This is a genomic window from Paenibacillus sp. RC21 (assembly GCF_044907935.1).
Classification (GTDB): Bacteria; Bacillota; Bacilli; order Paenibacillales; family Paenibacillaceae; genus Paenibacillus; species Paenibacillus terrae_A.
Genome location: NZ_JBIYCS010000004.1, coordinates 1 through 26394, shown reverse-complemented (window position 1 = coordinate 26394; position 26394 = coordinate 1). Strand labels below are relative to the sequence as shown.

Annotated in this window: 24 protein-coding genes and 1 rRNA gene; all 25 read left to right on the top strand. The window is 39.7% G+C overall.

What is annotated here, in order from left to right:
- Positions 1-6 precede the first annotated feature (6 nt).
- Positions 7-783 carry an ABC transporter permease gene (locus tag ABIA61_RS13730; protein ID WP_404580874.1) on the top strand — a complete coding sequence of 259 codons (777 nt, stop codon included), beginning with the start codon at positions 7-9 and terminating at the stop codon, positions 781-783.
- Positions 784-797: 14 nt separating this feature from the next.
- Positions 798-1529 carry an ABC transporter ATP-binding protein gene (locus ABIA61_RS13725; RefSeq protein WP_404580873.1) on the top strand — a complete coding sequence of 244 codons (732 nt, stop codon included), beginning with the start codon at positions 798-800 and terminating at the stop codon, positions 1527-1529.
- 32 nt (positions 1530-1561) lie between these two features.
- On the top strand, positions 1562-2389 hold the full coding sequence (locus ABIA61_RS13720; protein WP_404580872.1) for a glycosyltransferase: 828 nt from the start codon (positions 1562-1564) through the stop codon (positions 2387-2389).
- Positions 2390-2436: 47 nt separating this feature from the next.
- Positions 2437-4140 (top strand): glycosyltransferase, encoded by a 1704-nt coding sequence (locus ABIA61_RS13715; protein ID WP_404580871.1) that lies wholly within the window; start codon positions 2437-2439, stop codon positions 4138-4140.
- A gap of 21 nt (positions 4141-4161) precedes the next feature.
- Positions 4162-5154: a class I SAM-dependent methyltransferase gene (locus tag ABIA61_RS13710; RefSeq protein WP_404580870.1), complete on the top strand. Its 993-nt coding sequence runs from the start codon at positions 4162-4164 to the stop codon at positions 5152-5154.
- Positions 5155-5192: 38 nt separating this feature from the next.
- Positions 5193-6890 (top strand): glycosyltransferase, encoded by a 1698-nt coding sequence (locus ABIA61_RS13705; protein WP_404580869.1) that lies wholly within the window; start codon positions 5193-5195, stop codon positions 6888-6890.
- A 176-nt stretch (positions 6891-7066) separates the two neighbouring features.
- Positions 7067-7627, top strand: coding sequence for a hypothetical protein (locus ABIA61_RS13700; protein ID WP_404580868.1), 561 nt, complete (start codon positions 7067-7069; stop codon positions 7625-7627).
- Positions 7628-7649: 22 nt separating this feature from the next.
- A complete protein-coding gene (locus tag ABIA61_RS13695) occupies positions 7650-8585 on the top strand; it encodes a glycosyltransferase family 2 protein (protein ID WP_404580867.1) in 936 nt (311 codons plus the stop codon).
- Positions 8582-10321 carry a DUF6020 family protein gene (locus ABIA61_RS13690; RefSeq protein WP_404580866.1) on the top strand — a complete coding sequence of 580 codons (1740 nt, stop codon included), beginning with the start codon at positions 8582-8584 and terminating at the stop codon, positions 10319-10321. The genes ABIA61_RS13695 and ABIA61_RS13690 overlap by 4 nt, the downstream gene beginning before the upstream one ends.
- Before the next feature lie 51 nt (positions 10322-10372).
- A complete protein-coding gene (locus tag ABIA61_RS13685; RefSeq protein WP_404580865.1) occupies positions 10373-10684 on the top strand; it encodes an EamA family transporter in 312 nt (103 codons plus the stop codon).
- Positions 10668-11003: an EamA family transporter gene (locus ABIA61_RS13680; RefSeq protein WP_404580864.1), complete on the top strand. Its 336-nt coding sequence runs from the start codon at positions 10668-10670 to the stop codon at positions 11001-11003. The genes ABIA61_RS13685 and ABIA61_RS13680 overlap by 17 nt, the downstream gene beginning before the upstream one ends.
- A gap of 65 nt (positions 11004-11068) precedes the next feature.
- Positions 11069-12214, top strand: a complete 1146-nt coding sequence (locus tag ABIA61_RS13675) for an acyltransferase family protein (RefSeq protein ID WP_404580863.1) — start codon at positions 11069-11071, stop codon at positions 12212-12214.
- Positions 12215-12264: 50 nt separating this feature from the next.
- Positions 12265-13008 carry a sugar phosphate nucleotidyltransferase gene (locus tag ABIA61_RS13670; RefSeq protein WP_404580862.1) on the top strand — a complete coding sequence of 248 codons (744 nt, stop codon included), beginning with the start codon at positions 12265-12267 and terminating at the stop codon, positions 13006-13008.
- A gap of 36 nt (positions 13009-13044) precedes the next feature.
- The gene (rfbC, locus tag ABIA61_RS13665; protein ID WP_404521875.1) at positions 13045-13593 is read left to right on the top strand and encodes a dTDP-4-dehydrorhamnose 3,5-epimerase; all 549 of its coding nucleotides are present in this window, start codon (positions 13045-13047) and stop codon (positions 13591-13593) included.
- Positions 13594-13688: 95 nt separating this feature from the next.
- Positions 13689-14708, top strand: a complete 1020-nt coding sequence (gene rfbB / locus ABIA61_RS13660) for a dTDP-glucose 4,6-dehydratase (RefSeq protein WP_404580861.1) — start codon at positions 13689-13691, stop codon at positions 14706-14708.
- Positions 14709-14710: 2 nt separating this feature from the next.
- Complete coding sequence (gene rfbD, locus ABIA61_RS13655; RefSeq protein ID WP_404580860.1) at positions 14711-15580, top strand: dTDP-4-dehydrorhamnose reductase; 870 nt, start codon at positions 14711-14713, stop codon at positions 15578-15580.
- 257 nt (positions 15581-15837) lie between these two features.
- On the top strand, positions 15838-16797 hold the full coding sequence (locus ABIA61_RS13650) for a glycosyltransferase family 2 protein (protein WP_404580859.1): 960 nt from the start codon (positions 15838-15840) through the stop codon (positions 16795-16797).
- Between the two features lie 126 nt (positions 16798-16923).
- Positions 16924-17016 (top strand): putative holin-like toxin, encoded by a 93-nt coding sequence (locus tag ABIA61_RS13645; RefSeq protein WP_219727884.1) that lies wholly within the window; start codon positions 16924-16926, stop codon positions 17014-17016.
- Positions 17017-17323: 307 nt separating this feature from the next.
- The gene (locus ABIA61_RS13640) at positions 17324-18232 is read left to right on the top strand and encodes a glycosyltransferase family 2 protein (RefSeq protein ID WP_404521883.1); all 909 of its coding nucleotides are present in this window, start codon (positions 17324-17326) and stop codon (positions 18230-18232) included.
- On the top strand, positions 18229-19629 hold the full coding sequence (locus ABIA61_RS13635; protein WP_283653481.1) for an undecaprenyl-phosphate glucose phosphotransferase: 1401 nt from the start codon (positions 18229-18231) through the stop codon (positions 19627-19629). The genes ABIA61_RS13640 and ABIA61_RS13635 overlap by 4 nt, the downstream gene beginning before the upstream one ends.
- Before the next feature lie 106 nt (positions 19630-19735).
- Positions 19736-20608, top strand: coding sequence for a phosphatidylinositol-specific phospholipase C/glycerophosphodiester phosphodiesterase family protein (locus ABIA61_RS13630; RefSeq protein WP_283653480.1), 873 nt, complete (start codon positions 19736-19738; stop codon positions 20606-20608).
- 146 nt (positions 20609-20754) lie between these two features.
- The gene (gene pcrB, locus ABIA61_RS13625; protein WP_483874946.1) at positions 20755-21447 is read left to right on the top strand and encodes a heptaprenylglyceryl phosphate synthase; all 693 of its coding nucleotides are present in this window, start codon (positions 20755-20757) and stop codon (positions 21445-21447) included.
- 41 nt (positions 21448-21488) lie between these two features.
- Entirely contained in the window at positions 21489-23813 is a 2325-nt protein-coding gene (gene pcrA / locus ABIA61_RS13620; protein WP_404580858.1) for a DNA helicase PcrA, read from the top strand.
- A gap of 88 nt (positions 23814-23901) precedes the next feature.
- Complete coding sequence (gene ligA, locus ABIA61_RS13615) at positions 23902-25917, top strand: NAD-dependent DNA ligase LigA (RefSeq protein WP_404580857.1); 2016 nt, start codon at positions 23902-23904, stop codon at positions 25915-25917.
- A 395-nt stretch (positions 25918-26312) separates the two neighbouring features.
- Positions 26313-26394, top strand: a 16S ribosomal RNA gene (locus ABIA61_RS13610); the annotation flags it as partial.

Genomic DNA, 26394 nt, shown 5'->3' with positions numbered 1-26394 from the left:
CTTTTAATGAAAACTTATTGGCAAAATTTTTCGAAATATAGATTTCTTCTACGTGAATTAGTTGTTAATGATATTAAGCTAAGATATCGGAAATCTGTTTTGGGTATTGTTTGGAGCGTGCTTCATCCTCTATTGATGATGTTTGTTCTTACGATGGTTTTCTCTAACTTGTTCAAAAGTGATGTTCCGTATTTTCCGGTATATGTTTTTACAGGTAGAATTATATGGGATATGTATTCACAATGCACGAGCATGTCTATGAATTCAATTGTAGGAAACGCATCCCTAATAAAAAAAGTATATATTCCTAAATATATTTTCCCTCTTGCTAAATGTCTATCAACATTGGCCAATTCAGGATTCTCGTTAATAGCTTTATTGGTTGTTATGCTATTTGTAGGTGTGAAAATAACTCCTGTGCTTCTATTGGTTCCATTAGCTATATTTTACGTTTTCTTATTCGCGACAGGAGTAGGTTTATTGTTGTCTGCCTATACAGTGTTTTTCAGAGATATTAGTTATTTATACGAAGTTTTGCTGACGGCTTGGATGTACTTCACTCCATTATTTTATCCTGCATCTGTACTTCCTGAGAATTATCAGTTTATTTTTTATATAAATCCGTTATACTATATGGTTGATTTTTTTAGGCAGATTGTAATGTATCAAACTTTTCCGAGTATCTATGAAAATATGATCTGTTTCTTGTTCGGATTTATTACTTTTATCGTTGGCTTTTATGTTTTTTATAAGAAACAAGATAAATTTATTTTACATGTATAGTAGGGAGAAAATTAATGAAGGAATCTATTATAGAGGTCGAAAATGTTTCCATGTTGTTTAATTTGAGCTCGGAAAAAATTGATAACTTCAAAGAATACTTTGTAAAGTTAGTTAAAAGACAATTGTTTTTTAATGAGTTTATTGCTCTTGAAGATGTGTCATTTAAAGTGGAGAAGGGCGATGTCTTAGGTCTTGTTGGGTTAAATGGTGCAGGGAAAAGTACACTCTTAAAAATTATTGCGGGAGTACTTAAACCTACAACGGGAAGTGTTTCTGTTAAAGGTAATATGGCACCGTTAATAGAGTTAGGCGCCGGTTTTAATCTTGATCTTTCTGCAGAAGAGAATATTTATCTCAATGGTGCAGTGTTGGGATACTCTAGAGACTTTATGAAATTGAAATACAATGAGATTGTTGATTTTTCTGAACTGCATGAATTTATGAATGTGCCTATAAAAAATTATTCTTCGGGAATGATTGCCAGGCTGGCGTTTTCAATCGCAACTATAATTGAGCCTGATATACTTATAGTAGATGAAGTTTTAGCCGTTGGTGACTATAAGTTTCAGGAGAAGTGTAAAACTAAGATAAATAGTTTGCTTAGTAGAGGAACAACGGTATTATTTGTTTCACATTCTTCTGCACAGGTAAAAGAGATTTGTAATAAGGCGATCTGGATTGAAAAGGGCAAAGTCAGAATGGTAGGTACGGCTGATGAGGTAGTTGATCAATACTCAATGGTCTAATGTCAAAGAGTTGTTTTAGAGGAGTGTATTGAGTGGAAGCTAAAGTAGCCATCATTATGAGAACCAAAAACAGACCTATCTTATTAAAACGTGCAGTTCAGAGTGTCATGAATCAGACCTATGGCAATTGGGAGATTCAATTGATTAATAATGGTGGTGACATTAAGCAACTTCAACATCTTCTAAAACAATATAGTTCTGATCTTCTTAGAAAAATAAAAGTTAGTCATACTAAAAAAGATTTATATATGGAAGTTGCTACAAATATTGGCTTAGCTAATAGCCAAACTGAGTATGTTACTTTATTGGATGACGATGATACATGGAGTCCTGATTTTTTGAGTATTTGTATAGAAAATCTAGAAAAAAATATAGAATATGATGGAGTTATAACTTCAACCTATCTAATTCATGAAGAAATATCCAATGAAAAGATAATCCAGAAGTCTAAAGTTGTATTTAACCCAAACCTAAAAAAGTTGACACTATTAAAAATTGCAAAAGGCAACTTGTTTACTACAAATTCTTTTGTATATAGAAGAGACTCTTTGGTTGGAGTTGGAAATTATAGAGAGGATTTACCTGTTTTGGGTGATTGGGAATTTAACATTAGATTTATTATGAATTGTAATGTGGGGTTTATAGCCGAACCGCTTTCTAATTATCACAAAAGAATTATGGATGGAAAATCAAATTATAATAATTCGAATTTAAAGCAGCATATTCAGTATGACTACAAAATAAGAATGGAATATTTTCGTAGGGGCTTTAAAAACAGACGTTTTATGTTGGGTTTTACAATGTTATTGTTTTGGCTCATCAATTCATTTAAGAGATTAGTAAAAAAAATAATTTATTAGATCCATTCTTAATAAACTCTGAATATAAATAGTAAGTAGGCGGTGTAATGGACAGAGAAGTAAAGGTATCAGTTATTGTACCAGTTTATAATGTAGAGAAATACCTGCGGAAATGTTTGGAGTCATTAGTTAGTCAAACACTAGAAAGTATTGAAATTATTGTGGTGAATGATGGGAGTACGGACCAATCATCCGGAATCATAAAAGAATTTGAAGTAGCATACCCTGGCAAGATTGTGTCATTGACAAAACCCAACGGTGGATTGGGTGATACGCGTAATTATGGACTGAAATTTGCTAAAGGGGAATACATCGGATTTGTAGATTCGGATGACTGGGTAGATCGGAAGATGTTTGAAGCGATGTATGGGATGACTCAACAAGGACATGATATCGTTTTATGTGACTTTATGGTCGTACAGGATGGATGGGAAACAGGTCATGTAGCCAAAGGGTTTAGGGGAGTACATTTCAATCCCCAGGAAATCGTTATTAATTCAATTGACCCGGCAACAGCCTGCAACAAATTATATCACAGGAAATTTTTTCAGATCGCTGAGTTTACTGATGGATGGTATGAAGATATCGGAACGACTCCAATCTTACTTTCCTATGCTCATAGTGTGGGATATTTGGAATTAGCTTTGTATAATTATAGACAGCGAAGTGGCTCAATCACTTATAGTGCAGATGAAAGAACAAAGGATGTAATTAGCTCTTGGCAACGAGTACTAGATAACGCTCACGCTAATTACAGGAGAGAAGCAGTATTTGCAGTATATAAGAGTATAGTTACATTTATAGAATTCAAGCCAGCATTTGCGGATGATTTTTTGGAATACGCCTATCAGAACCAGGAGCTATTTCAAAAGAATGAGTACTATCAAAAGAGTATACGAAGTAAGTCGATAAATGACTTATTTCAGATGAAATTAATTCCTAAGAAGCTACATTATTTCTGGTTTGGGCATGGACAGAAGAGTGAATTAATTGAACGTTGCATAGAATCTTGGAAAAAGCATGCAGGCGGATATGAAATTGTGGAATGGAATGAAAGTAATTGTGACATTAATGAAAGCCAATTTGTAAAAGAGGCGTACGAGGCGAAGAAATGGGCATTTGTAGCAGATTATTTTCGAATTAAGGTGATACATGAACAAGGGGGGTTCTATATGGACACGGACGTAGAGCTTAAGGCCCCTCTTGACTCCTTAAGAATAAGTAATTTCTTTTTTGCTTTTGAAACGAAAGATAATATCAATGCGGCTATTTTTGGAGGAATACCAGGCTTTGAGTTAGCAAGAAAATGGTTGGAGACGTATCAGCACGACACATTTAAAAAGGAAGATGGGACGTACAATATGAGTAACAATATTGTAATTCGTCTTACAGGATTGTTGAAAAAAGACTATAACATAAAATTAAATGGGAAGATGCAGACCTTGAAGGATAATGTTAAAATTTATCCTGCAAATAAGCTAACCATTGATGTATATGATGGTAAAAATTTAGCAGTACACCATTTTGATGCTTCGTGGTGGGATGTAAAAGATGAAGTATCCTATAAAAATGTTGTTTTACAAGATTATTTTAATCAAGGTTTTTTTAATTGGGAGTATCCTAGAGGGGTGCTAAAAAGTGTTTACCATCAGTTAAAAAATAGAATTTCAACTAACTCTGATATAATATCTAGAATATTAGGTTCCATTTTACAGGTTTTATTTAAAATTTATAAAAGGATTTTTAAATGATGAGAGGGAGGCTTGAAAGATTTGAATATAAAGAAAATAATTATTAAATCAGTACCTCCTCTAAAAAAGGTTATTGATGAGAGGGAAACTTATTATATATCTTCTAATAATTATTACCAATTACTTGAACAAAAAAAAATAGCTTATGAGCAACTCGTCAATGATAATAGATTATTGGAAAATAGTATAAGAACACTAACTTGCCAAAACGAAAACTTAACAAAGCAGAATAGTACTCTTTCCGAAGAGAAAACCTATCTTTTAAAAGAAAAAAGTAATTTTGAAGAAAAGTATGAGTTGCTTTTACAAGATAAAAATAATCTGTTGAATAATGTGGAGAGTTTATCAGCCATTAATGAGGAACTAAGTCAAGAAAATATCAAACTAAAACAACAAGAAAAGAAAATGTTGGAGATAAGCTCAAGTGAGTTTTGGGATAGTCATTATAAAGATGGATTTACATCTGGGACGGGTTCCTATGATCATCTTGCTGAGTTCAAAGCAAGTATAATAAATGAATTTGTTGAAAGTCATCGAATTGAATCTGTTATTGAGTTTGGTTGCGGTGATGGAAATCAACTTTCTCTTATGAACTACCCAGTGTATGTAGGAGTGGATGTTTCTGAAACGATTATAAAAAAAAATAAAGATAAATTTGCAGATTATGATAATAGAGCTTTTTTTCACAGAGGTGAAAAAAACAATTATATGAATAAAAAATATGATCTTGCTCTGTCTTTAGATGTAATCTTTCACTTGGTTGAAGATACGGTATATATAGAATATATGAAAGATTTGTTCAAGGCATCTAGTAAGTACGTGATAATTTATTCCAGTAATCATGAAGAATTCACGAGATGGCCAGAATTTAGAAATCGAAAATTTATGAAGTATGTTCAAGAAAATGAGAGTGATTGGAAACTAGTTGATTTTGTTGCTAATAAATATCCCTTTGAGTTAGGCAATGAAGATATGACCTCTCCATCTGATTTTTATATTTTCGAAAAAATGTAAATTAAGCAGGGCTATGACGATTAGAATAGGCGGTTATTATGAGAAATGATATTAAGGTATCAGTTATTGTACCAGTTTATAATGTAGAGAAATACCTGCGGAAATGTTTGGAGTCATTAGTTAGTCAAACACTAGAAAGTATTGAAATTATTGTGGTGAATGATGGGAGTACGGACCAATCATCCGGAATCATAAAAGAATTTGAAGTAGCATACCCTGGCAAGATTGTGTCATTGACAAAACCCAACGGTGGATTGGGTGATACGCGTAATTATGGACTGAAATTTGCTAAAGGGGAATACATCGGATTTGTAGATTCGGATGACTGGGTAGATCGGAAGATGTTTGAAGCGATGTATGGGATGACTCAACAAGGACATGATATCGTTTTATGTGACTTTATGGTCGTACAGGATGGATGGGAAACAGGTCATGTAGCCAAAGGGTTTAGGGGAGTACATTTCAATCCCCAGGAAATCGTTATTAATTCAATTGACCCGGCAACAGCCTGCAACAAATTATATCACAGGAAATTTTTTCAGATCGCTGAGTTTACTGATGGATGGTATGAAGATATCGGAACGACTCCAATCTTACTTTCCTATGCTCATAGTGTGGGATATTTGGAATTAGCTTTGTATAATTATAGACAGCGAAGTGGCTCAATCACTTATAGTGCAGATGAAAGAACAAAGGATGTAATTAGCTCTTGGCAACGAGTACTAGATAACGCTCACGCTAATTACAGGAGAGAAGCAGTATTTGCAGTATATAAGAGTATAGTTACATTTATAGAATTCAAGCCAGCATTTGCGGATGATTTTTTGGAATACGCCTATCAGAACCAGGAGCTATTTCAAAAGAATGAGTACTATCAAAAGAGTATACGAAGTAAGTCGATAAATGACTTATTTCAGATGAAATTAATTCCTAAGAAGCTACATTATTTCTGGTTTGGGCATGGACAGAAGAGTGAATTAATTGAACGTTGCATAGAATCTTGGAAAAAGCATGCAGGCGGATATGAAATTGTGGAATGGAATGAAAGTAATTGTGACATTAATGAAAGCCAATTTGTAAAAGAGGCGTACGAGGCGAAGAAATGGGCATTTGTAGCAGATTATTTTCGAATTAAGGTGATACATGAACAAGGGGGGTTCTATATGGACACGGACGTAGAGCTTAAGGCCCCTCTTGACTCCTTAAGAATAAGTAATTTCTTTTTTGCTTTTGAAACGAAAGATAATATCAATGCGGCTATTTTTGGAGGAATACCAGGCTTTGAGTTAGCAAGAAAATGGTTGGAGACGTATCAGCACGACACATTTAAAAAGGAAGATGGGACGTACAATATGAGTAACAATATTGTAATTCGTCTTACAGGATTGTTGAAAAAAGACTATAACATAAAATTAAATGGGAAGATGCAGACCTTGAAGGATAATGTTAAAATTTATCCTGCAAATAAGCTAACCATTGATGTATATGATGGTAAAAATTTAGCAGTACACCATTTTGATGCTTCGTGGTGGGATGTAAAAGATGAAGTATCCTATAAAAATGTTGTTTTACAAGATTATTTTAGGAATGAAGCCTCCATTTTTGCTTCGTCAGATATACAAAGCGAACTTCAAAAATATCAGAAGCTTATTAATGCGTATGAAAATACATTATCTTGGAAAATTACCTATCCATTAAGGAAAATTAGAGCTTTGATAAGGAAGATAAAAAAATGATGGTTAAAAAATATGGTTTACAAATCATGTTTCTTTTTTTGATAATATTAATTAATTCGATTTATTTAACGGATATGTTAACTCGATTTACTATTAATTCGAGGTTACAGTATATTTTTGTTTTATTTTATTTTTTCTTGTTTTTTTCTATTTTATTTTACTTTTCCATTAGAAAAATGAAGAAAAGCTCTATTCGTTTAAATTATCGGAAAAGATTTATATTTTCTATACTAATTGCAGGTGTAATACTTGTACTTGGGAATTCCTTGCTAGTAAATCATGCGTATAAGCCATCAACTCTTGAAATAGTAGCAAGTGGAAAAAAAAATGTGGAATCTAAATCAGCAGAAGTATGGGTTACGGACATTTTTGTTAATGGAGATAAAGTTAATTTTGATTATTTGCCTTGGAGTGGTGGTTGGCAACTTAAAGACAAAGCCTTATTAAGTTCTGCGGAAGAATCTCAATCATTAAAGATCAGATTACCAGCTTCAAAAAATATAAAAGTAAAATTTCTGAAACATGAATGGTCAGGCATTGTTGTGATTAAAGATGGCGGCAAAGAGCAAACGTTGGATCTTTATTCTTCAAAAACATCTAGTTATGAATACGAAATAAATGGAAATAAGAATCATCCTTCTGGTATAAGAAGAATTTCCGATTTATTTATGGCTTTTGTTTTATTATTAAGTATTTCTTTTTTGGTTAGCATTTATATAAAAAAAACTAGTTTATAACATCTTAAGGGGACCTATTTACATGGAAATTGCAGTTTTGATTCCTTGCTACAATGAAGAGCAAACGATTGGAAAAGTCATACGGGATTTTAGAAAAGAATTACCCTCTTCGAAGATTTATGTTTATGATAATAACTCTAAAGATAAAACTGTGAAGGTCGCGCTTGAAAATGGAGCCATTGTAAAACATGAATATAGGCAAGGTAAAGGTAGTGTAGTACGATCTATGTTTATGGATATTGAGGCCGATTATTATGTTATGGTTGACGGAGATGATACTTACCCGGCTGAGTATGTCCATAGTTTAATCGAGCCATTGAAAGAGTATAAAGCAGACATGGTTATCGGAGATAGACTTTCAAATGGGACATATGCGAATGAAAATAAACGGAAACTCCATAATTTCGGTAATGATTTGGTCAAAAATATGATAAATTTTCTTTATAAAAGTAATGTTAATGATATTATGACAGGTTATAGAGCTTTTAATAAATTTTTTGTTAAATCATTTCCGGTTATGAGCCCTGGATTTGAAATTGAAACAGAACTAACAATTCATACATTGGATAAACGTTTTTCACTAAAAGAAGTTCAGATTGATTATAGAGATAGACCAGAAGGTAGCGAATCTAAATTAAATACATTAAAGGATGGCTATAAAGTTCTGAAAACAATACTAATGCTTTTTAAAGAGTTTAAACCTTTATTTTTTTTCAATATATGGTCTGCTCTTCTTCTCTTATTAGGTCTTCTAGTGGGAACTCCTGTTATTGTTGAATATATTTATACGAGTTTTGTTAGTAAATTACCATCAGCTGTTTTAGCAGTAGGTTTTGTTTTGTTGTCTATCATTAGTTTTACTTGTGGCTTAATATTAGATACGGTGGTTGCAAACTATAGAAAACAGTATGAATTGGAGTTGCATCGTATTAAGCAAGAGGTAGGTATAAAGGTATGATTTTGTTTAATAAATTTGCGACTAAGATAAAATTATTTTCTTTAGTTCTGTCTATAGCTTTAGGTAGCGGTTTAGTGTATTTTCTTACGACAAATGTTTCATTTATGAAGTGGATCGTAAGCGTCGTTATTATTTTCACTACATTAATTTACCTTGCTATCAGTATAGATTCAGATAAATTGGGAAAAAAGTTATTGTTAAATTCATGGTATAAATATATCTTTAGTGCAGTTCTTACTCTTTTTTTATTTGTTAGTCTTATGGGGTCTTTTTTTAAACGTGGACACGATTTATTTGGAATTATGCTCATAAGTATTACTGCGTGTATAGCTTTGTTCTGCATTGTGCTCTCTGTAACTCAATTTTTAATGAAATCTGGTGTAGAGGTTTCTACAAATAAAAACAATAAATTTAGGATTTTGTATTATGCTACACCATCATTCGTGATTTTTTTAGTTTACTTAATAGCATTCTACCCTGGTGTTTTATCACCGGATTCCTTAGACCAATGGTCTCAAATATTTACCCGAAAATTTGATGATTGGCATCCAGTAGCACATACATGGTTTATCATGTTTACCACTCTTTTATGGAAGTCACCGGCTGCTTTCTCAATTATTCAAGTAATTATCATGTCCTTGATAATAGGATACTGTGGATATACTTTTGAAAATTATGGTGTGAAGAAATTTTTTATTTATCTATCCGTTATTTTCCTATCACTAGTACCTATTAATGCAATCTATTCCATTACGATGTGGAAGGATGTTTTGTACAGTGGTCTTCTCTGTTTAGTAAGCATATATATTGCTAATATTGTTATTTCTGAGGGATTTTGGTTTAATTCTAAAATAAACGGTTTTTTATTCGTTATTTCTTCAGTAGGAGTAACACTCTTCCGACATAATGGGTTTATAATATTTTCATTAACAATACTTATTTCCATTATGATATTTAAAAAGAAGCTTATGAAATTATATTTATGGTCAGTACCTGTAATAATAATTTATTTTATTGTTACAATTCCTGTTTTTAATATATTGAAAGTCACTCCTTCAGACCCTAATGAAGCACTTGCAATCCCCACGCAACAAATTGCAAGTGTTATTGCTCTGGATGGTAAAATGACCACTGAACAATTACAATTCTTCGAAAATATATTACCAATAAAAGTTTGGAAAGATCAATATAATCCATATACAGTAGACCCTTTAAAATTCAATAATCAATTTAATAGAGGATTTCTTAGAGAAAATAGAAGTGATTTTCTTAAGAATTGGTTAACATTATGCATACAAAACCCTAATATAGTCATAAAAAGTTACTTAAAACAAGTTTCAAATGTTTGGCAAATAAAGCAATTTGATGACGGGATTACATCTCTATATTCAACATCAATAACTGAAAATAGTAACTCGCTTAAATATGGTTTATCGAACCAAATCATTAGCGCTAAATTGACAGAAACTTTATCTCAGATTTTAAATTTATCGCGAGATAGTATTATATGGCGAGCTGCTTTGTACAATGTTTTGATTGTGTTATCCTTATTTATAGTTATATGGCGTAGAAACTATAAGTTAGTCATTGTAGCACTGCCTATAACGCTTAATACACTAACCATTATGGCGGCAACGCCGGCTCAGGATTTCAGATATTTATATGCAAATTTACTTGTTTCTATTGTTGTTTTTCTAGTTTCTTTTTTGAAATTAGAAAAACACACAGTTCGTTAAGGAGGCGGGGTTGCAATTAAAAAATATGGCACCTTTTATGGAAATAGTAGTTTGGGAATAATATTTATTTTATTCTCTGCGTTGTTTACTGCTGTTGGACAGGCATTATGGAAAGTTTCTGACACCAATAATATGTATATTTTAGCCTTGGGATTAATCCTCTACGTGTGTGGTGCTGCTTTAATGATGATTGCTTTTAAGTTTGGGGATTTATCGGTTCTTCATCCGCTATTAAGTTTTGGGTATATATTTGCTATATTAATAGGCAATTTTTTTTTAAAGGAGCAAGTGGGGTTCAAAGAAATCATAGGTATAATTTTGATAGTTTTGGGGGCTGTCTTAATCAGTGTGGAAAGAAAATGAAATAATACTCCTTATTTTAATGACCATGTGCGGTGCTTTGGGAGGACTTTTTCTAAAAAAACTCTCTTTGTACACAATAGGTATAAATAGACCTTTTTTAACGCACTTATTTTGGGCAGGGCTTCTTTACATTTTGGGTGCGTTACTTAATATTTTATTGTTGAAATATCTTCCGTATACAGTTGTATATCCTTTAACCTCTATTACTTATATATGGACATTAATCTTTTCAAAAATATATTTAAAAGAAACTATAAGTGCTAGAAAGATCGGGGGGGTACTTTTGATTATTTGCGGAGCGTTTATTTTAATTCTTTAAGAGTACATTGTTATTATCAGTTATGGATTCTTTTTGCATACATTGTAGAAGAGGATGGATAATTTTTGACTGTAAAAGATGGGAAAATCGATTTTATTCAGATGTTACGAGGGATTGCTGCTGTTTCTGTAACAATATTTCATGCGAGAGGCCATCTTCCTAGTCAATCGCCTTTTTCCCAGGGGCTGTTTTCTGCAGCATCGTCTGGTGTAGATATATTTTTTATGATTAGTGGCTTTATTATGGTGTATACAACAAGGAATAGTAACGGTTCTTTTTTGTATTTTTCTAAATTTATGCTAAAAAGATTTGCGAGAATTTGGCCTATGTATCTTGTATTGACTTTTTTATACATAATACTTATGCTGCTAAGTGCTTACATTATTAACCGAGTGGATGTCGATCCTTCAGTAACAGACATACTTAAATCCCTATTCTTTATTCCATTAATTTTAGACAAAAGTGACGGGCCTTTCTGGGGAGGTTCTGTTCTTCATACGGGATGGACTCTTAATTTTGAGATGTACTTTTATTCATTCTTTGCAATATCGTTACTGTTTGGAAGGTATAAATGGCTATTGTTTTTTTCTTGGGTAATATTTACTCTAATACTACTTCCGAGTATGGCAGGGAACATTTCTTTAGATCCCAAGCACTATTATGGTTGGGACTGGGGATATCTTAATTTAATCACTTCCCCTTTGATTTGGGAATTTGTTGTAGGCGTCATCATAGGGTTGATATATTTTTCTAAAATCAGAATAAAAAACACTAAAATATGTTGGTTGCTCTGTTTACTGGCTTTATCCTTTACAATGTGGTATTTTCTTGGTGGTATTAACCCTGGCTTTGGAATAATTAATTGGGGACTGCCTTACGTAATTTTGTTTTCTATTTTGGTGATCTCAAGCAAAAGTATCGAGATTAAAAGCCCTTATTTTTTAGTGTGGCTTGGTAATATTTCTTTTTCATTATATCTAATCCATCCTTTAGTAATTCATCCTCTTGCCAATATTGCATGGGAGTTTGAATCGCTAAGAAATTCTTTACAGGATATGTCATATATCATTTTTCTAACTGTTCTAAGTATTTGTTTTGCGGCAGTTGCTCACGAATTTTTAGAGAAAAGGCTCTCAAATTGGTTCCGTGATAAACTTTTTACTTTACTAAAAATTAAGCCTGAAGGTCGTAAAGATATTTCATCTAATTAATTTTTTTCTGAAAATCGTATTAATATATGTATTGGTACAAGGAGGGCACTATGAAAGGTATAATTCTTGCGGGCGGGACTGGTTCTCGCCTTTTTCCTTTAACCAAGGTAACCAATAAGCATTTACTTCCTGTCGGTAAGTATCCCATGATCTTTTATTCCATATATAAGTTGAAACAAGCTGGCATTACGGACATCCTTATCGTGACAGGTAAAGAACATATGGGGGATGTTGTAAATCTGCTTGGAAGCGGTCGTGATATGGGCGTGACCTTTACATATAAGGTACAGGATGAAGCGGGTGGTATTGCGCAGGCGTTAGATCTGGCAGAGCATTTCGTCGGTAAAGATCAAATGGTCGTTATTCTGGGGGACAATGTGTTTGAGGATGATATTTCTCCGTTTGTGCAAAATTTTCGTAAACAGGATACCGGAGCTAAATTATTATTGCAAAAGGTTCATGATCCGCACCGATTTGGTGTGGCAGAACTTCATGAGGAACGTATTGTATCAATAGAAGAAAAACCTCAGCTACCTAAAAGTGATTATGCAGTTACGGGGATTTACATGTTTGATCATAATGTTTTTAATATTGTGAAAACCCTAAAACCTTCGACACGTGGAGAATTGGAGATTACAGATGTTAATAATGCGTATATTGCTAACGGAACATTGACCTATGATATTCTTCAAGGTTGGTGGACGGATGCAGGAACGCATACTTCGCTTGCCAGAGCAAATGAACTCGCTCAAAACATTATATTCGGTGAGGAATTTGGTAAGTTAAAGTTGTAAAGCAAAGTTTCCAGCATTGAGGGAAGGACGTAGAACATGAAGGTGATACCTTTAAGATTGACAGGCGCGAGTGTAATAGAGCCAATTGTTCATGGTGATCAACGCGGTTTTTTTATGGAAAGTTATAATCAACAGGTTATGCAAGATGTGGGGATTACCCATACGTTTGTTCAGGATAACCACTCTCTTTCTGCTGAGACAGGGGTTATACGTGGGTTACATTACCAATTAAATCCGAAAGCTCAAACGAAACTCATCAGGGTGCTTAGAGGTGCGATCTATGATGTGATTTTGGACATTCGAAAAAGTTCCCCTACGTTTGGCCAATGGATGAGTGTCATTCTAAGTGAGTATAATCATCGCCAGTTACTGGTGCCTAAGGGGTTTGCTCATGGTTTCTGCACGCTTGTTCCAAATACTCAGGTGTTGTATAAGGTTGATGAATATTACTCTCCTTTGCACGACAGAGGGATACTATGGGATGACCCTGCATTGAGTATTGACTGGCCCACCTCCAAGGCGATACTGTCAGATAAGGATAAACAGCAGCCGGTTCTGACAGATGCGGAAATCAATTTTGATTAGAAGCCAGTACAAATTGATATTTTTATGCTTTTAAGTTAAGAAAATGAGTAATGGGTCTAATATACTTTAGGCATTGCTCAGCTTAGGAGGTCTTTATGAAACTTCTTGTCACCGGCGGTGCCGGGTTTATTGGCAGTAACTTTGTATTGTACATGTTAAAGCAGCACCCAGATTACGAAATTGTGAATATAGATGCGCTTACGTATGCAGGTAACCTGGAAAACTTGAAATCCATCGAAACTCACCCTAAACATACCTTCGTGAAAGCAGATATTACCGACGCCCAAGCGATTGACCAGCTGATGCAGCAGGGAATTGACGTGGTGGTGAATTTTGCAGCGGAGTCACATGTGGATCGAAGTATTCTGGAACCGGAAGTGTTTGTGAAAACAAACGTATTGGGTACGCAAGTGCTATTGGACGCAGCCAAGAAATATAACGTGACCAAGTTTGTACAGGTATCGACAGATGAGGTGTATGGCTCTCTGGGTGAAACTGGCTTGTTTACGGAGGAAACTCCACTGCAACCTAACAGCCCTTACTCTGCTTCGAAGACAGGCGGAGATCTGCTAGTTCGTGCCTATCACGAAACGTTTGGTTTGCCTGTGAACATCACACGCTGTTCCAACAACTATGGCCCATACCAGTTCCCGGAAAAGCTGATCCCGCTGATGATCTCACGTGCGTTGAGCGACCAGCAGCTTCCTGTGTACGGAGATGGCTTGAACATCCGAGATTGGTTGTATGTGGAGGATCATTGCAGTGCAATTGATCTGGTCATTCATCAAGGGAAACTTGGTGAGGTATACAATATCGGGGGCAATAATGAGCGAACCAATGTACACATTGTCAAAACGGTATTGGAGGAGCTGGGCAAGCCAGAATCTCTAATTTCGTATGTACAGGATCGTCCAGGACATGACCGTCGTTACGGTATTGACCCGACCAAAACGATGAACGAGCTGGGCTGGAAGCCAAGACACTCTTTTGAAACCGGCATTAAAGAAACGATTCGTTGGTACTTGGACAACAAAGAATGGTGGACTCGTATTCAGTCCGGCGAATACCAACAATATTATACTAAGCAGTATGGTTCCCGCTTGGGGGATGCGTAAAGATGAAGGTACTGGTTACTGGAGCATCCGGTCAACTCGGTAAAGACGTAGTAAAGGTTTTCCAGGAGCAAGGACATCATGTCCTTGGATACGATCGGGAACAGCTGGATATAACGAATTTGGAGCAAGCTGTGAAGATCATAGGACAATATCAACCTGACGCTGTCATCCACTGTGCAGCGTATACGGCAGTGGATGCAGCGGAGTCCGATGTAGATGGGGCTTATCAAGTAAATGCGGCAGGAACACGTAATATGGCACTGGCTGCTGAAAAAGCAGGAGCCAAGCTGGTTTATATCAGCACGGATTACGTGTTCGATGGAACAGCGGAGCACCCTTACCATGAGTATGACAATACGAATCCGCAGAGCATCTATGGAAAGTCCAAACGGGCGGGCGAGATATTGACCCAAACACTTTCCTCCAGGTACTTTATTGTTCGTACATCTTGGGTGTATGGACTGCATGGTAATAATTTTGTTAAAACGATGTTGAAGCTTGGGCAGGAAAAGCCGCAGCTTCAGGTTGTGAACGACCAGAAGGGTTCACCTACCTATACGGTGGATTTGGCCCGCTTTTTAGCGGAGTTGGTTCAAACCGAGAAGTACGGTGTATATCATGCTTCCAACAGCGGCGCTTGTACCTGGTATGAGTTTACCCAAGCCATTTTGCAGGATGCGGCGGAAATATTAGGTGCCAAGATCACAGCAAAACTGGAGCCATGCAGTACGGAGCAATTCTCCAGACCAGCAGCACGCCCGCGTAATTCCGTGATGGAGCACATTGCGATCCGAACAAATGGGCTAAATGACTTGCCCGCTTGGCGTGAGGGACTACGGGATTTTCTACAGAAATATAGCAGCCAATCATAAGGAAATACTTCACTGTTCCCATTAAGAGGTTGGGACCAGACTAAATATTTGGCCCTAATTACTTAATAAAAAAGTCGAGTTGATACTCGACTTTTTTATTTTATTGAAACATTTTCCATGTCGCTGCGTCTATTAGTGTACATAACAATTTACAGACTGTAATAGCTCTTTGAAACTATACAGCTTTGCTCTATGATAGGAATAAGTACATTTGGAGTAAATACGCCAAAATCCTATAAACGAGGAACTTGTAATCTATGACTAAATCCGTAAGTGTTCATATTGTAACGTATAACAGTGAAAAAGATATCAAAGAGTGCTTAAAGGCTGTCAGCAAGCAAAGCCACCCCCTACAAGCGTTGGTTATAATAGATAATCAATCCAAGGATCAGACGGGGGAACAAGTTAAAGAAATAGCTCATTTGTTTGGTTCAAAACTCAAGTTTATCTCCAATGTCCAAAATGTCGGTTTTGCTCCTGGTCATAATCAAGCAATAGCGTTGAACGATACGGACTATGTACTTGTACTAAACCCAGACGTTACTATAGAACCTGATTACATTGAGCGACTGGTTGCGGTGATGGAGCATAATCAGCACATAGGCAGCGCTACAGGTCAATTGCTGCGTAAAGCGAACCGGGAGATGATCGATAGCACGGGTATTGTTATGAATTCAGCTAGAAGAGCCTTTGATCGGGGAACAGGAGAGTCTTCAGTTCAGTGGTCAGAGTCAGGAAAGGTATTTGGTGTTTCTGGTGCAGCAGCCATGTATTCGCGGAGAATGATTAACGACATTGGTCTAAATGGTGAGTTTTATGATGGAAGCTTTTTTGCATACAAAGAAGATGTGGATGTGGCTTGGCGAGCAGCCTTGCTTGGCTGGGAGGCATATTATGATGCTGGGGCCATAGCCTACCATGAACGTGGCTGGAAGGAAACGAGCCGTATATCCCAACCGTTGTTTGTACGAAGGCTTTCATATATTAATCGTTATAAAATGATGTACAAAAATGATACTCTCTCTGAATGGATGAAAAATATTATTTCTCTCCTACCGTATGAGATAGCAAGCAATCTGTACTTTCTTTTAAGAGAGCCAAAAGTGTTTGGAGCTTGGAAGGCTTTTTTCAAAGAACTGCCTGAGCTTCGAGAAAAAAGAAGACAACTTAGAAAGAAGATTGCCCTTCGTCATCATCAAAATAAATCAAAAGCTTAATAAAATATTGAATTCACGGAAAAAACCATCGAATGCATGTTCCTTTATGGAAAAATATAGTATAATTGAAAAGTGCAACCGATATAGGCTGGCAAGGGCGGTCGGCTAACTCTCCCGAGGAGGGGGGTGAAGCCTGTGACAGTGTTTGAGGCGCTCAGTTTAATGCTGACGTTCGGGGCGTTGATCGTCACACTGTTAGAGTTTAACAAACGAAAATAGACCGCCCCCGCAAGGAAGGGTCTATTTTCGGCCTGATGTTCCAAAACCGTCCGCTCTTGGAGCGTTGGTTGCGCAGGGGCTGGCTGGCACCAGCCCTTTTTCCATGTATATCTTACCACGATGATTTTTATACCTCAACCGAGGATTTTACAAAAATCTAATAAGCGGCTGGAATCGAATTTTGCAAAATCCTGCTAACTGTGTAAGGTAACAAGTTATGTGGTTTTTTGCGCCCCGTGATCTGTTGGGTATGTTATAATAGTCGATAGTAGAATAGATTACTGAATTTGTCAGGAGCGTTTTAAATATGGATGTAAGCATACTGGTTGTCAACTATAATACATGCCGTTTGACGCTGGATTGTTTGCAGTCGGTGTATGCGTCAGAGACGCAATATCGATATGAAGTGATTGTTATCGACAATCACTCCAATGATGGGTCTGTGGAAGCCATTCGTGTTGCATATCCGGAGATTACGTTGATTGCCAATGAGGATAACACGGGTTTTGCCAAGGCAAACAATCAGGGCATCGAGGTAGCGGGCGGGCGTTATGTATTACTGCTGAATTCTGATACGTTGGTGCAGCCGGACACGCTGGATACGATGATTCGGTTCATGGATACACATCCGGAGATAGGAGCATCGGGCTGCAAGGTTATTTTGCCAGATGGTTCGCTGGATAAGGCCTGTAAGCGCGGGTTTCCTACGCCTTCTGCATCCTTTTACTACGCCTTCGGCTGGTCGAAGCGTTACCCGGATAACCCGAAGTACAATCAATACCAGCTCGGGCATTTAAGCCCGGATGATGAGTATCCAGTGGATGTGCTGGTGGGTGCTTTTATGCTGGTGCGCCGGGAGACGATTGAGCAGGTCGGCGGCTTGGACGAAACCTTTTTCATGTATGGTGAGGACATTGACTGGTGTTACCGGATTAAGCAGGCGGGATGGGGCATTTACTACTATCCGCGCACATATATTATTCATATCAAAGGAGGCAGCGCTCGTCGTCGTCCTTTGAAAATTATTTACGAGTTTCATAGAGCCATGTGGGTATTTCACCGCAAGCATTATAAACAGCAGTATAGCTGGATCACGAACATGGCTGTATACGCGGGAATTACAGTGAAATTTGGAATGGCCTTTTTGAAAAATAAGCTCACTGCACCGGCCAAGCCGGACAGTGGCGAACAATCTCGTACCGAGGTGAAAGTATGATACGCAGAAATCAACGTTTTTTAACCCAATTGTATATTGTGGCGGATTTCGCGGTCATTCAGTTATCCTTTCTGATCGCCTGGTTCTTCAAATTTGAAAGTGAATGGATTACCTATCAAGAGCCGCTTCCTATTCAAGTATATGGAGGCTGGAGCTTAATCTACGGTCTGATTGCCGTGGTGCTGGGGATGTTATTCTCTCTCTATTCACCCAAACGTAAAAAACGGTTTGCAGACGACGTATTTCGCGTCACCCAGATTCATATTGTTGGCCTGTTCGTGCTGTTGAGTGTCATGTTCTTCGTGAAGCAAATCGACATTTCACGGTCCTATCTGGCGATCTATATGATTGGGAACGTACTGCTTATTTTATTTTATCGGTATTTTTTGAAACAGGTACTTAAAGCTCTCCGCCAAAAAGGCTATAACAAGCAGTTCATGCTCATTCTCGGGGCGGGTACTCTGGGCCAACGCTTTTATCATAATCTTGGACAGTATCCTGATCTGGGATATGAAGTGGTGGGATTCCTCGATGATAAACGCCACTGGGATGAAGAGGAAGAAGCGCATTTTCGCCCGATTCTTGGAGGGTTGGATCAGTTAGAAGCTACGCTGTCGCGTATGATGATTGACGAGGTCATTTTGGCTCTTCCGCTGGATGCACATGATAAGTATCCCAAGATTATCAACATGTGTGAAAAGGCAGGGGTACGTACGCTCATTATTCCTGACTTTTTCGATTATCTGCCAGCTCGACCGTATTTTGATAACTTTGCAGGCATGCCAATGATCAATGTACGGGATATTCCGCTGGATGTGGCGGGGAACCGATTGTTTAAGCGTTCGTTCGATATTCTGTTCTCATTGTTCGCTATTATTCTGACTTCTCCGGTTATGCTGGCAGTGGCAATTGGCGTGATGACGACATCGAGAGGCCCAGTCATTTTCAAACAGGAGCGGGTGGGCTTGAATCGGCGTACCTTCATGATGTACAAATTCCGCTCAATGAAGGTACTACCACCCGGGACTGACGATACAGGCTGGACGACGGCCAATGACCCACGTCGAACGCGTTTTGGCACCTTTATTCGTAAAACGAGTCTCGATGAGCTGCCACAGTTTTTCAATGTGTTGCTAGGAGATATGAGTGTTGTCGGCCCCCGCCCGGAACGTCCGTATTACGTGGATCAGTTCCGCGAGGAAATCCCAAAATATATGGTGAAGCACCATGTTCGTCCTGGTATTACAGGCTGGGCACAGAGCAACGGGTTGCGTGGTGACACGTCCATTGAGGAACGGATTAAGCATGATATTTTCTATATTGAGAATTGGTCGCTCTTATTCGATATTAAAATTATTTTCCGTACCATCCGCAACGGTTTCAAGAATGCGTATTAATCCAGATTCACCCTTCGGTTCAGCCGGAGGGTGTTTTTGTGTCTAGAAGTTGTTTTAAGTGTGCGCATGCAGGGTATTGACCTGTACGAAAAGGATGTGACACCCTATGAAACGACTGATTGCGGCGGTAATTCTATTAATGTTGATTGGCACGTTTTTATTGGCTTACAGAGGGCAATCCACGGAGGAGCATACCGGTTTTACCACCCATCGTGTGATTTCGCATGCTATGGGAGCCGTTGACGGTTTAGCCTATACCAATGCGCGTGAAGCATTTGTGAATAATTATAAAAAAGGCAGCCGCGTATTTGAGGTCGACCTGATGTTTACTTCGGACGGACATTTGGTGGCGCGCCATGAATGGACGGAGTCTTTTACAGAGCAAATGCAGCAGAAGCAGGTAGTTAGTACAGAACAGGGCGGGAAGCCCTGGAGCTACGAGCAATTCAAAAACACCCCCATACATGGTTCCTACACCCCGGTGGACTGGAATGATGCATTGGATCTGTTGGAGAAATACCCGGATGCCTATGTTGTGACGGATACGAAAGAACAGGACCCGGCCCAAATAAAACAGTTATTTGCGCAACTGACCCGTCAGGCACAGGACAAAAATCCGAATCTTTTGTCCCGCATTGTCCCGCAAATTTATGACGAAGAAATGCTGCGAACGCTGCGGAGCATCTATCCCTATACCTCCATTATTTATACGCTTTATGCGACACAAGATACGGACGACCAAATCATCCGGTTTGTACAACAAAACGATATAACAGCAGTGACTTTACCGGAGAACAGAGTTAGTGGTGCTTTAGTGGAAAGCTTGCGGCAGGCGGGGGCGGTGTGCTACGTAAATACAATTAACGATCTAAAAGATGCCGCTGACTACGAACAGATGGGTGTGCGCGGATTCTATACGGATGTTTTAACGGAAAAGGAACTCCAAAAACGCAGTTGGCTGTATGCGTTACGGCCCTGAGATGTGTGAACGGAGTGTTCCCATCGAATACGAACATTGACACCTTTTGTGCACTGTCATAGACTTAGCATAGAACGCTTTTGGATATTAGAATCCGGTTAGACCGGATCGTGGCAAAAGCACAATGGATGCTGGAGGAATGTGTGTTGGCAGATTCAATTCAATCATGGAGGCATGTATTTAAGCTGGACCCTGACAAGGAACTGGACGATGAGGGACTGGATGCCGTGTGCATGTCTGGTACGGATGCCATTATGGTAGGAGGCTCGTCGGGCGTTACCTATGAAAATACGGTGGATTTGCTGTCGCGGATCCGGCGTTATGAGGTACTGTGTGTGCTTGAAGTGTCTGATCTGGAGGCTGTGGTGCCCGGGTTTGATCTGTATATGATTCCAATGGTGCTCAATACAACGGACAGTAATTGGATCGTAGGACAGCACCAGCGTGCGATTGAGCAGTTTGGTTATATGATCCCTTGGGATTTACTTGTGACAGAAGGATATATTGTTTTGAATGGTGATTCCACGGTGGCCAAGCTTACCGGAGCGGATGCATCACTCGATGCTTCATCTGCCGCTTCATATGCAGAGGTTGCTGACAAGCTCATGCATCTGCCGATTGTATATGTGGAGTATAGCGGTGCCTTTGGAGATATGGAACTGGTACAAAAAATACATCGCAGTACGGAGCGCGCCCGTGTCCTATATGGAGGGGGTATCGTGGATAAATCTACCGCGTTACAAGCGGCTGCCGTTTGTGACACCATTGTAGTAGGGAACATCATTTACCGTGACTTGGCGAAAGCACTGGAGACGGTAGCTGTGAAGTTGGAAGTATAGAACGTGATTTTATGGAAGCTTGTAGAAAGGAGCATGCACGCATGCAATCAATAGATATACACGAGGCTGTAGCCCGCCTCAATCCGCCTCAGCGTCAGGCAGTGGAGGCGATAGACGGACCGTTGCTGATTATGGCTGGCGCAGGCAGTGGAAAGACCCGGGTGCTCACGCACCGGATTGCCTACCTCATCGCGACCCGCAAGACGGCTCCATGGGGCATTTTGGCAATTACCTTTACGAACAAGGCCGCGCGTGAAATGCAGGATCGCGTATCCAGGCTGATTGGCCCGCAGGGGAGAGATGTGTGGGTATCCACCTTTCACTCCATGTGTGTGCGTATTTTGCGTCGAGATATCGAGCGGATCGGATTTACCTCCAATTTCAGTATTCTCGATTCTACAGATCAGTTGTCTGTTATTCGGAACTGCATGAAGGATCTGAACATAGACACCAAAAAATTCGAACCCAAAGCGGTTCAGTCCATGATGAGCACAGCTAAAAATGAACTGGTCACTCCTGAAATGTATGAGCGCAAGATTGGCGACTATTTTGAGGGGATTGTGGCGAAGGTATATACCAAATACCAACAACGTCTCAAAAATAACAACTCTCTGGATTTTGATGATCTGATTATGGCAACGATTCAACTATTTAAAGAAGTGCCTGAGGTACTGGATTTCTATCAGAAGAAATTCCAATACATTCATGTCGATGAATATCAGGATACGAACCGTGCGCAGTACATGCTGTGTAAAATGCTGGCTGACCAGCATCACCGAATTTGCGTAGTAGGTGACAGCGATCAGTCCATCTATCGTTGGCGCGGGGCGGATATCAGCAACATTTTGAACTTTGAAGAGGACTACCCGGAAGCACGTACCATTTTGCTGGAGCAAAACTATCGGTCAACCTCGAATATTCTGAATGCCGCCAATGAAGTGATTGGGCAAAATACGGGCCGCAAGCCGAAGAAACTATGGACCGACAAAGAAGGCGGGGCCAAGATTAAAGTTTACCGGGCTGACTCGGAGCATGATGAGGGCTATTTTATCGCCTCCGAAATTCATAAAAATATCAATGCAAGCAAAACCTATAGCCATCATGCTATTTTGTACCGTACCAATGCCCAGTCGCGGGTGGTCGAGGAAATTTTGATCAAATCGGATATTCCGTACCAGATCGTTGGCGGCATCAAGTTCTATGATCGTAAAGAGATTAAGGACTTGCTGGCGTACCTTCGCCTGCTCTCCAATCCTGATGACGATATCAGCTTGATCCGAATCATTAATGTGCCAAAACGCAGTATTGGGGATACAACGGTCGGTAAATTGCAAGCAGCTGCAGCGGAGCGTGGAGTTTCTATTTTCCGAGTTTTGCAGGTGGTAGACGATTTGGGCTTTGCCGGACGTACGCGCAATGCGCTTGTAGAGTTTTACGATATGATCGAAGGCTTGAGTCGGATGGTGGACTATCTCTCGGTCACCGAGTTAACGGAAAAAATGCTGGAAACCAGCCAATATCGACTGGAGCTGCAAAACGAGAATACGCTTGAATCACGCTCACGTCTGGAGAATATTGATGAGTTCCTGTCGGTAACGATGGAATTTGAAAAAGGAGCGGAGGACAAGTCACTCGTCTCCTTCCTGACCGATCTTGCTCTTATCGCGGATATTGATTCCATGAATGACGATGAAGAGGAACAAAGCGATGCGGTTGTATTGATGACCATGCATAGCGCAAAAGGACTGGAGTTTCCGATTGTATTTATTGTCGGTATGGAGGAGGGAGTATTCCCTCACAGTCGGGCCTTTTTGGATAATGAAGAGCTGGAGGAAGAGCGCAGATTGGCGTATGTTGGGATTACCCGTGCAGAGGAGCAACTGTTTCTTACATGCGCACAGATGCGCACGCTGTTTGGCCGTACCACCGCTAATCCGCCTTCCCGCTTTCTTGAAGAGATTCCGGAAGAGCTCAAAGAGGATACAATTATCAAACGTGACCGCTATCGCCGCTCCGGCAATGTAGGCGGCTCTTATGGCGGACGTGGACTGGGTAAAACCAACGGTAGTAACTTTGGCGGAGAACGTTCCTTTGATACGATGAGCCGCAGTGGTTCGTCGGCTTCCGCGTCTCCCCGCGTAACCGTTACAACATCTTCATCCGCGAAACCAACTCCGGCTGCTTCGGCAGGAGGCCCCTCCATTTTTGCTGCCGGAGACAAGGTGCAGCATGGCAAGTGGGGAATTGGAACCATTGTAGCTGTAAAAGGTACAGGCAATGATATGGAGCTTCAGATTGCTTTCCCGGCTCCAGTAGGGGTTAAACGCCTGCTGGCTGGCTTTGCACCGATTACAAAAGTAGAATAAATCTCAAACATCATTAAATCTCGAACCTCACAGCGGCAGCCTGGCTTAGGCTTCTGCCCTGATGAAGTTCCCGGAGGGATACGCCTGCATGAACCCAATGCACAGGATGGAGCAGCTTGTTGCTGAGCTGAACACATATAATTATCATTACTACACACTGGATGAGCCCAAGATCAGCGACAAAGAATATGATGTGCTTTATGACGAGCTGGTAGCGCTTGAACAGACGAGCGGTCTTGTGCTGCCGGATTCGCCGACACAGCGTGTGGGCGGGGAGTTACTCAAAGGCTTCACACCGCATCGCCATCTGGCCCCGTTATGGAGCTTGGATAAAGCACAGAATGTGGAGCAGCTGCGTGCCTGGAACGTGCGTGTCGTGAAGCTGGTCAACGATTACAACACCAAGAACCCGGAGCAGCCTTTACCGCCTCCAGGATATGCGATAGAGCTTAAATTTGATGGACTGACGCTGAACCTGACTTATACCGACGGGAAGTTGGTACAGGCTTCTACACGCGGCAATGGCGTGGTGGGCGAGGGAATATTGGTACAGGTGAAGACCATTAAATCCGTGCCGCTAACGATTCCTTTTCAGGATGGGACCATTGAAGTACAGGGAGAAGGCATTATGAATCTGTCTGTGCTGACCAAATATAATGAGACCGCTGTGGACCCTCTTAAAAATGCACGCAACGCCGCAGCAGGTGCTCTGCGTAATTTGAATCCCAAAACAACAGCAGAGCGACGGCTGAATGCATTTTTCTACAATGTGGGCTACGCGGACCGAATCCAGTTTAGTAGCCACCTGGAGATGATGACTTTCCTGCGTGACAATCATTTTAAGGTGAATCCGTATCTGACTTACTTTGACGATTTTGATGATGCTATGGAACAACTGGCTGATATCGAAGAGTCTCGTGCCGGACTGGATTATCTCATTGACGGGGCGGTACTCAAAATTACAGATATGCGCACGCGTGAGGTTCTAGGCTACACTGATAAATTTCCGCGCTGGGCGGTGGCTTATAAGTTCGAGGCGGAGGAAACGACCACGGTGCTTAACTCTGTTGAGTGGAATGTAGGTCGCACAGGTAAAATTACTCCACTGGCAAGGGTAGAAGCGGTAGAACTGGCGGGAGTCACCGTACAAAATTGTACACTGAACAATGCTGGGGATATCGAGCGGAAAAATCTGAAGTTCGCATTGGGTGCTCGTGTGTTTATCCGCCGTTCGAATGATGTCATTCCGGAAATTTTGGGAAAAGTTACGTCTGAGGACGACGGAGAGGAAATTATCGTACCGGATCATTGTCCGGCCTGTGGATTCCCGTTGCAGCAGCGAGGGGCTCATTTATTCTGCGATAATAAGCTGGGGTGTAAGCCACAAATTGTGGCTCGTATTTCTCATTTTGCGTCACGTGATGCCATGGATATTGAAACCTTCAGCGACAAAACGGCAATCCAGTTGCATGACGAACTGGAAGTGCGCGAGCCTGCGGATCTGTATACACTTCAATTCGATGATCTTGTGAAGCTGGAGCGATTTGGTGAGAAAAAAGCCAATAACCTTCTGACAGCGCTTGAGCAGAGTAAAGAGAGGGATTTGGCTTCATTCCTTTATTCCCTTGGTATACCGAATACCGGTAAAGCGACTACACGCATGTTGGCTGATCATTACCGTGATTTGCACAAGGTCATGTCCGCTACGGTAGAGGAATTAATAGAATTGCCGGATGTGGGCGGGATTGTAGCTGAGAGTATCGTTGCCTTCTTTGCTGATCCATTCACCCAAGCGGGGATTGAAAAGATGTTATCCCTAGGGGTAAAGGCTCAGGCTCCCCAAGCTCCACAGGAGAAGAAGACAGACAGCTTTTTCAGTGGCAAAACGGTTGTGCTTACAGGTACCCTGCATCAACTTACGCGTGATGAAGCTGCTGCCAAGCTGGAGGCACTGGGCGCCCATGTGACCGGGTCTGTATCGAAAAAGACGGATCTAGTCATAGCTGGTGAAAAGGCAGGAAGTAAGCTGGCCAAGGCCCAACAGCTCGGAATTGATACCATAGAAGATGAGGATGAATTCATCAGACTGCTGGAGCAAGAATAATTAGATTGCAAGAGTACAGCCATTCCGTTCTATTACGGGGTGGCTGTTTTGTTATCTACTGTTTATAGTAGGAGGTATTATAGCTGTGGGAAAAAGAAATTAAAAAAATGCTTGCTAAATAACTTTAGGCATGTTACATTATTAGACGTTGCTTTGAGAATAACATTTCTCGAAGCGGAGGATGCTGAAAAGAAAATCAAAAAAAGATTTGACAAGAAAGCAACCAACATGATATGATCTAATTCCTGACTCGTTGAAGAAACGAGGACAGACAAGTTCTTTGAAAACTGAACAAATGGATGATGAAAATAAAGATTTCTTCTTTATATAAAGAAGAATCGCTAGCATTAAAAATGAGCGAATCGCTCTTTCTATAAACCAACTTCGGTTGGTCTTTAATGGAGAGTTTGATCCTGGCTCAGGACGAACGCTGGCGGCGTGCCTAATACATGCAAGTCGAGCGGGGTTGTTTTAAAA

Bases quoted from the DNA above. Each gene is read 5' to 3' on its own strand.
- ABIA61_RS13630 (WP_283653480.1), top strand. From the start codon at position 19,736: ATGAAACGACTGATTGCGGCGGTAATTCTATTAATGTTGATTGGCACG.
- rfbB (WP_404580861.1), top strand. From the start codon at position 13,689: ATGAAACTTCTTGTCACCGGCGGTGCCGGGTTTATTGGCAGTAACTTT.
- ABIA61_RS13670 (WP_404580862.1), top strand. From the start codon at position 12,265: ATGAAAGGTATAATTCTTGCGGGCGGGACTGGTTCTCGCCTTTTTCCT.
- ABIA61_RS13695 (WP_404580867.1), top strand. From the start codon at position 7,650: ATGGAAATTGCAGTTTTGATTCCTTGCTACAATGAAGAGCAAACGATT.
- ABIA61_RS13715 (WP_404580871.1), top strand. From the start codon at position 2,437: ATGGACAGAGAAGTAAAGGTATCAGTTATTGTACCAGTTTATAATGTA.
- rfbC (WP_404521875.1), top strand. From the start codon at position 13,045: ATGAAGGTGATACCTTTAAGATTGACAGGCGCGAGTGTAATAGAGCCA.
- rfbD (WP_404580860.1), top strand. From the start codon at position 14,711: ATGAAGGTACTGGTTACTGGAGCATCCGGTCAACTCGGTAAAGACGTA.
- ABIA61_RS13725 (WP_404580873.1), top strand. From the start codon at position 798: ATGAAGGAATCTATTATAGAGGTCGAAAATGTTTCCATGTTGTTTAAT.
- ligA (WP_404580857.1), top strand. From the start codon at position 23,902: ATGAACCCAATGCACAGGATGGAGCAGCTTGTTGCTGAGCTGAACACA.
- ABIA61_RS13700 (WP_404580868.1), top strand. From the start codon at position 7,067: ATGAAGAAAAGCTCTATTCGTTTAAATTATCGGAAAAGATTTATATTT.
- ABIA61_RS13650 (WP_404580859.1), top strand. From the start codon at position 15,838: ATGACTAAATCCGTAAGTGTTCATATTGTAACGTATAACAGTGAAAAA.
- ABIA61_RS13640 (WP_404521883.1), top strand. From the start codon at position 17,324: ATGGATGTAAGCATACTGGTTGTCAACTATAATACATGCCGTTTGACG.
- ABIA61_RS13690 (WP_404580866.1), top strand. From the start codon at position 8,582: ATGATTTTGTTTAATAAATTTGCGACTAAGATAAAATTATTTTCTTTA.
- ABIA61_RS13705 (WP_404580869.1), top strand. From the start codon at position 5,193: ATGAGAAATGATATTAAGGTATCAGTTATTGTACCAGTTTATAATGTA.
- ABIA61_RS13635 (WP_283653481.1), top strand. From the start codon at position 18,229: ATGATACGCAGAAATCAACGTTTTTTAACCCAATTGTATATTGTGGCG.
- pcrA (WP_404580858.1), top strand. From the start codon at position 21,489: ATGCAATCAATAGATATACACGAGGCTGTAGCCCGCCTCAATCCGCCT.
- ABIA61_RS13730 (WP_404580874.1), top strand. From the start codon at position 7: ATGAAAACTTATTGGCAAAATTTTTCGAAATATAGATTTCTTCTACGT.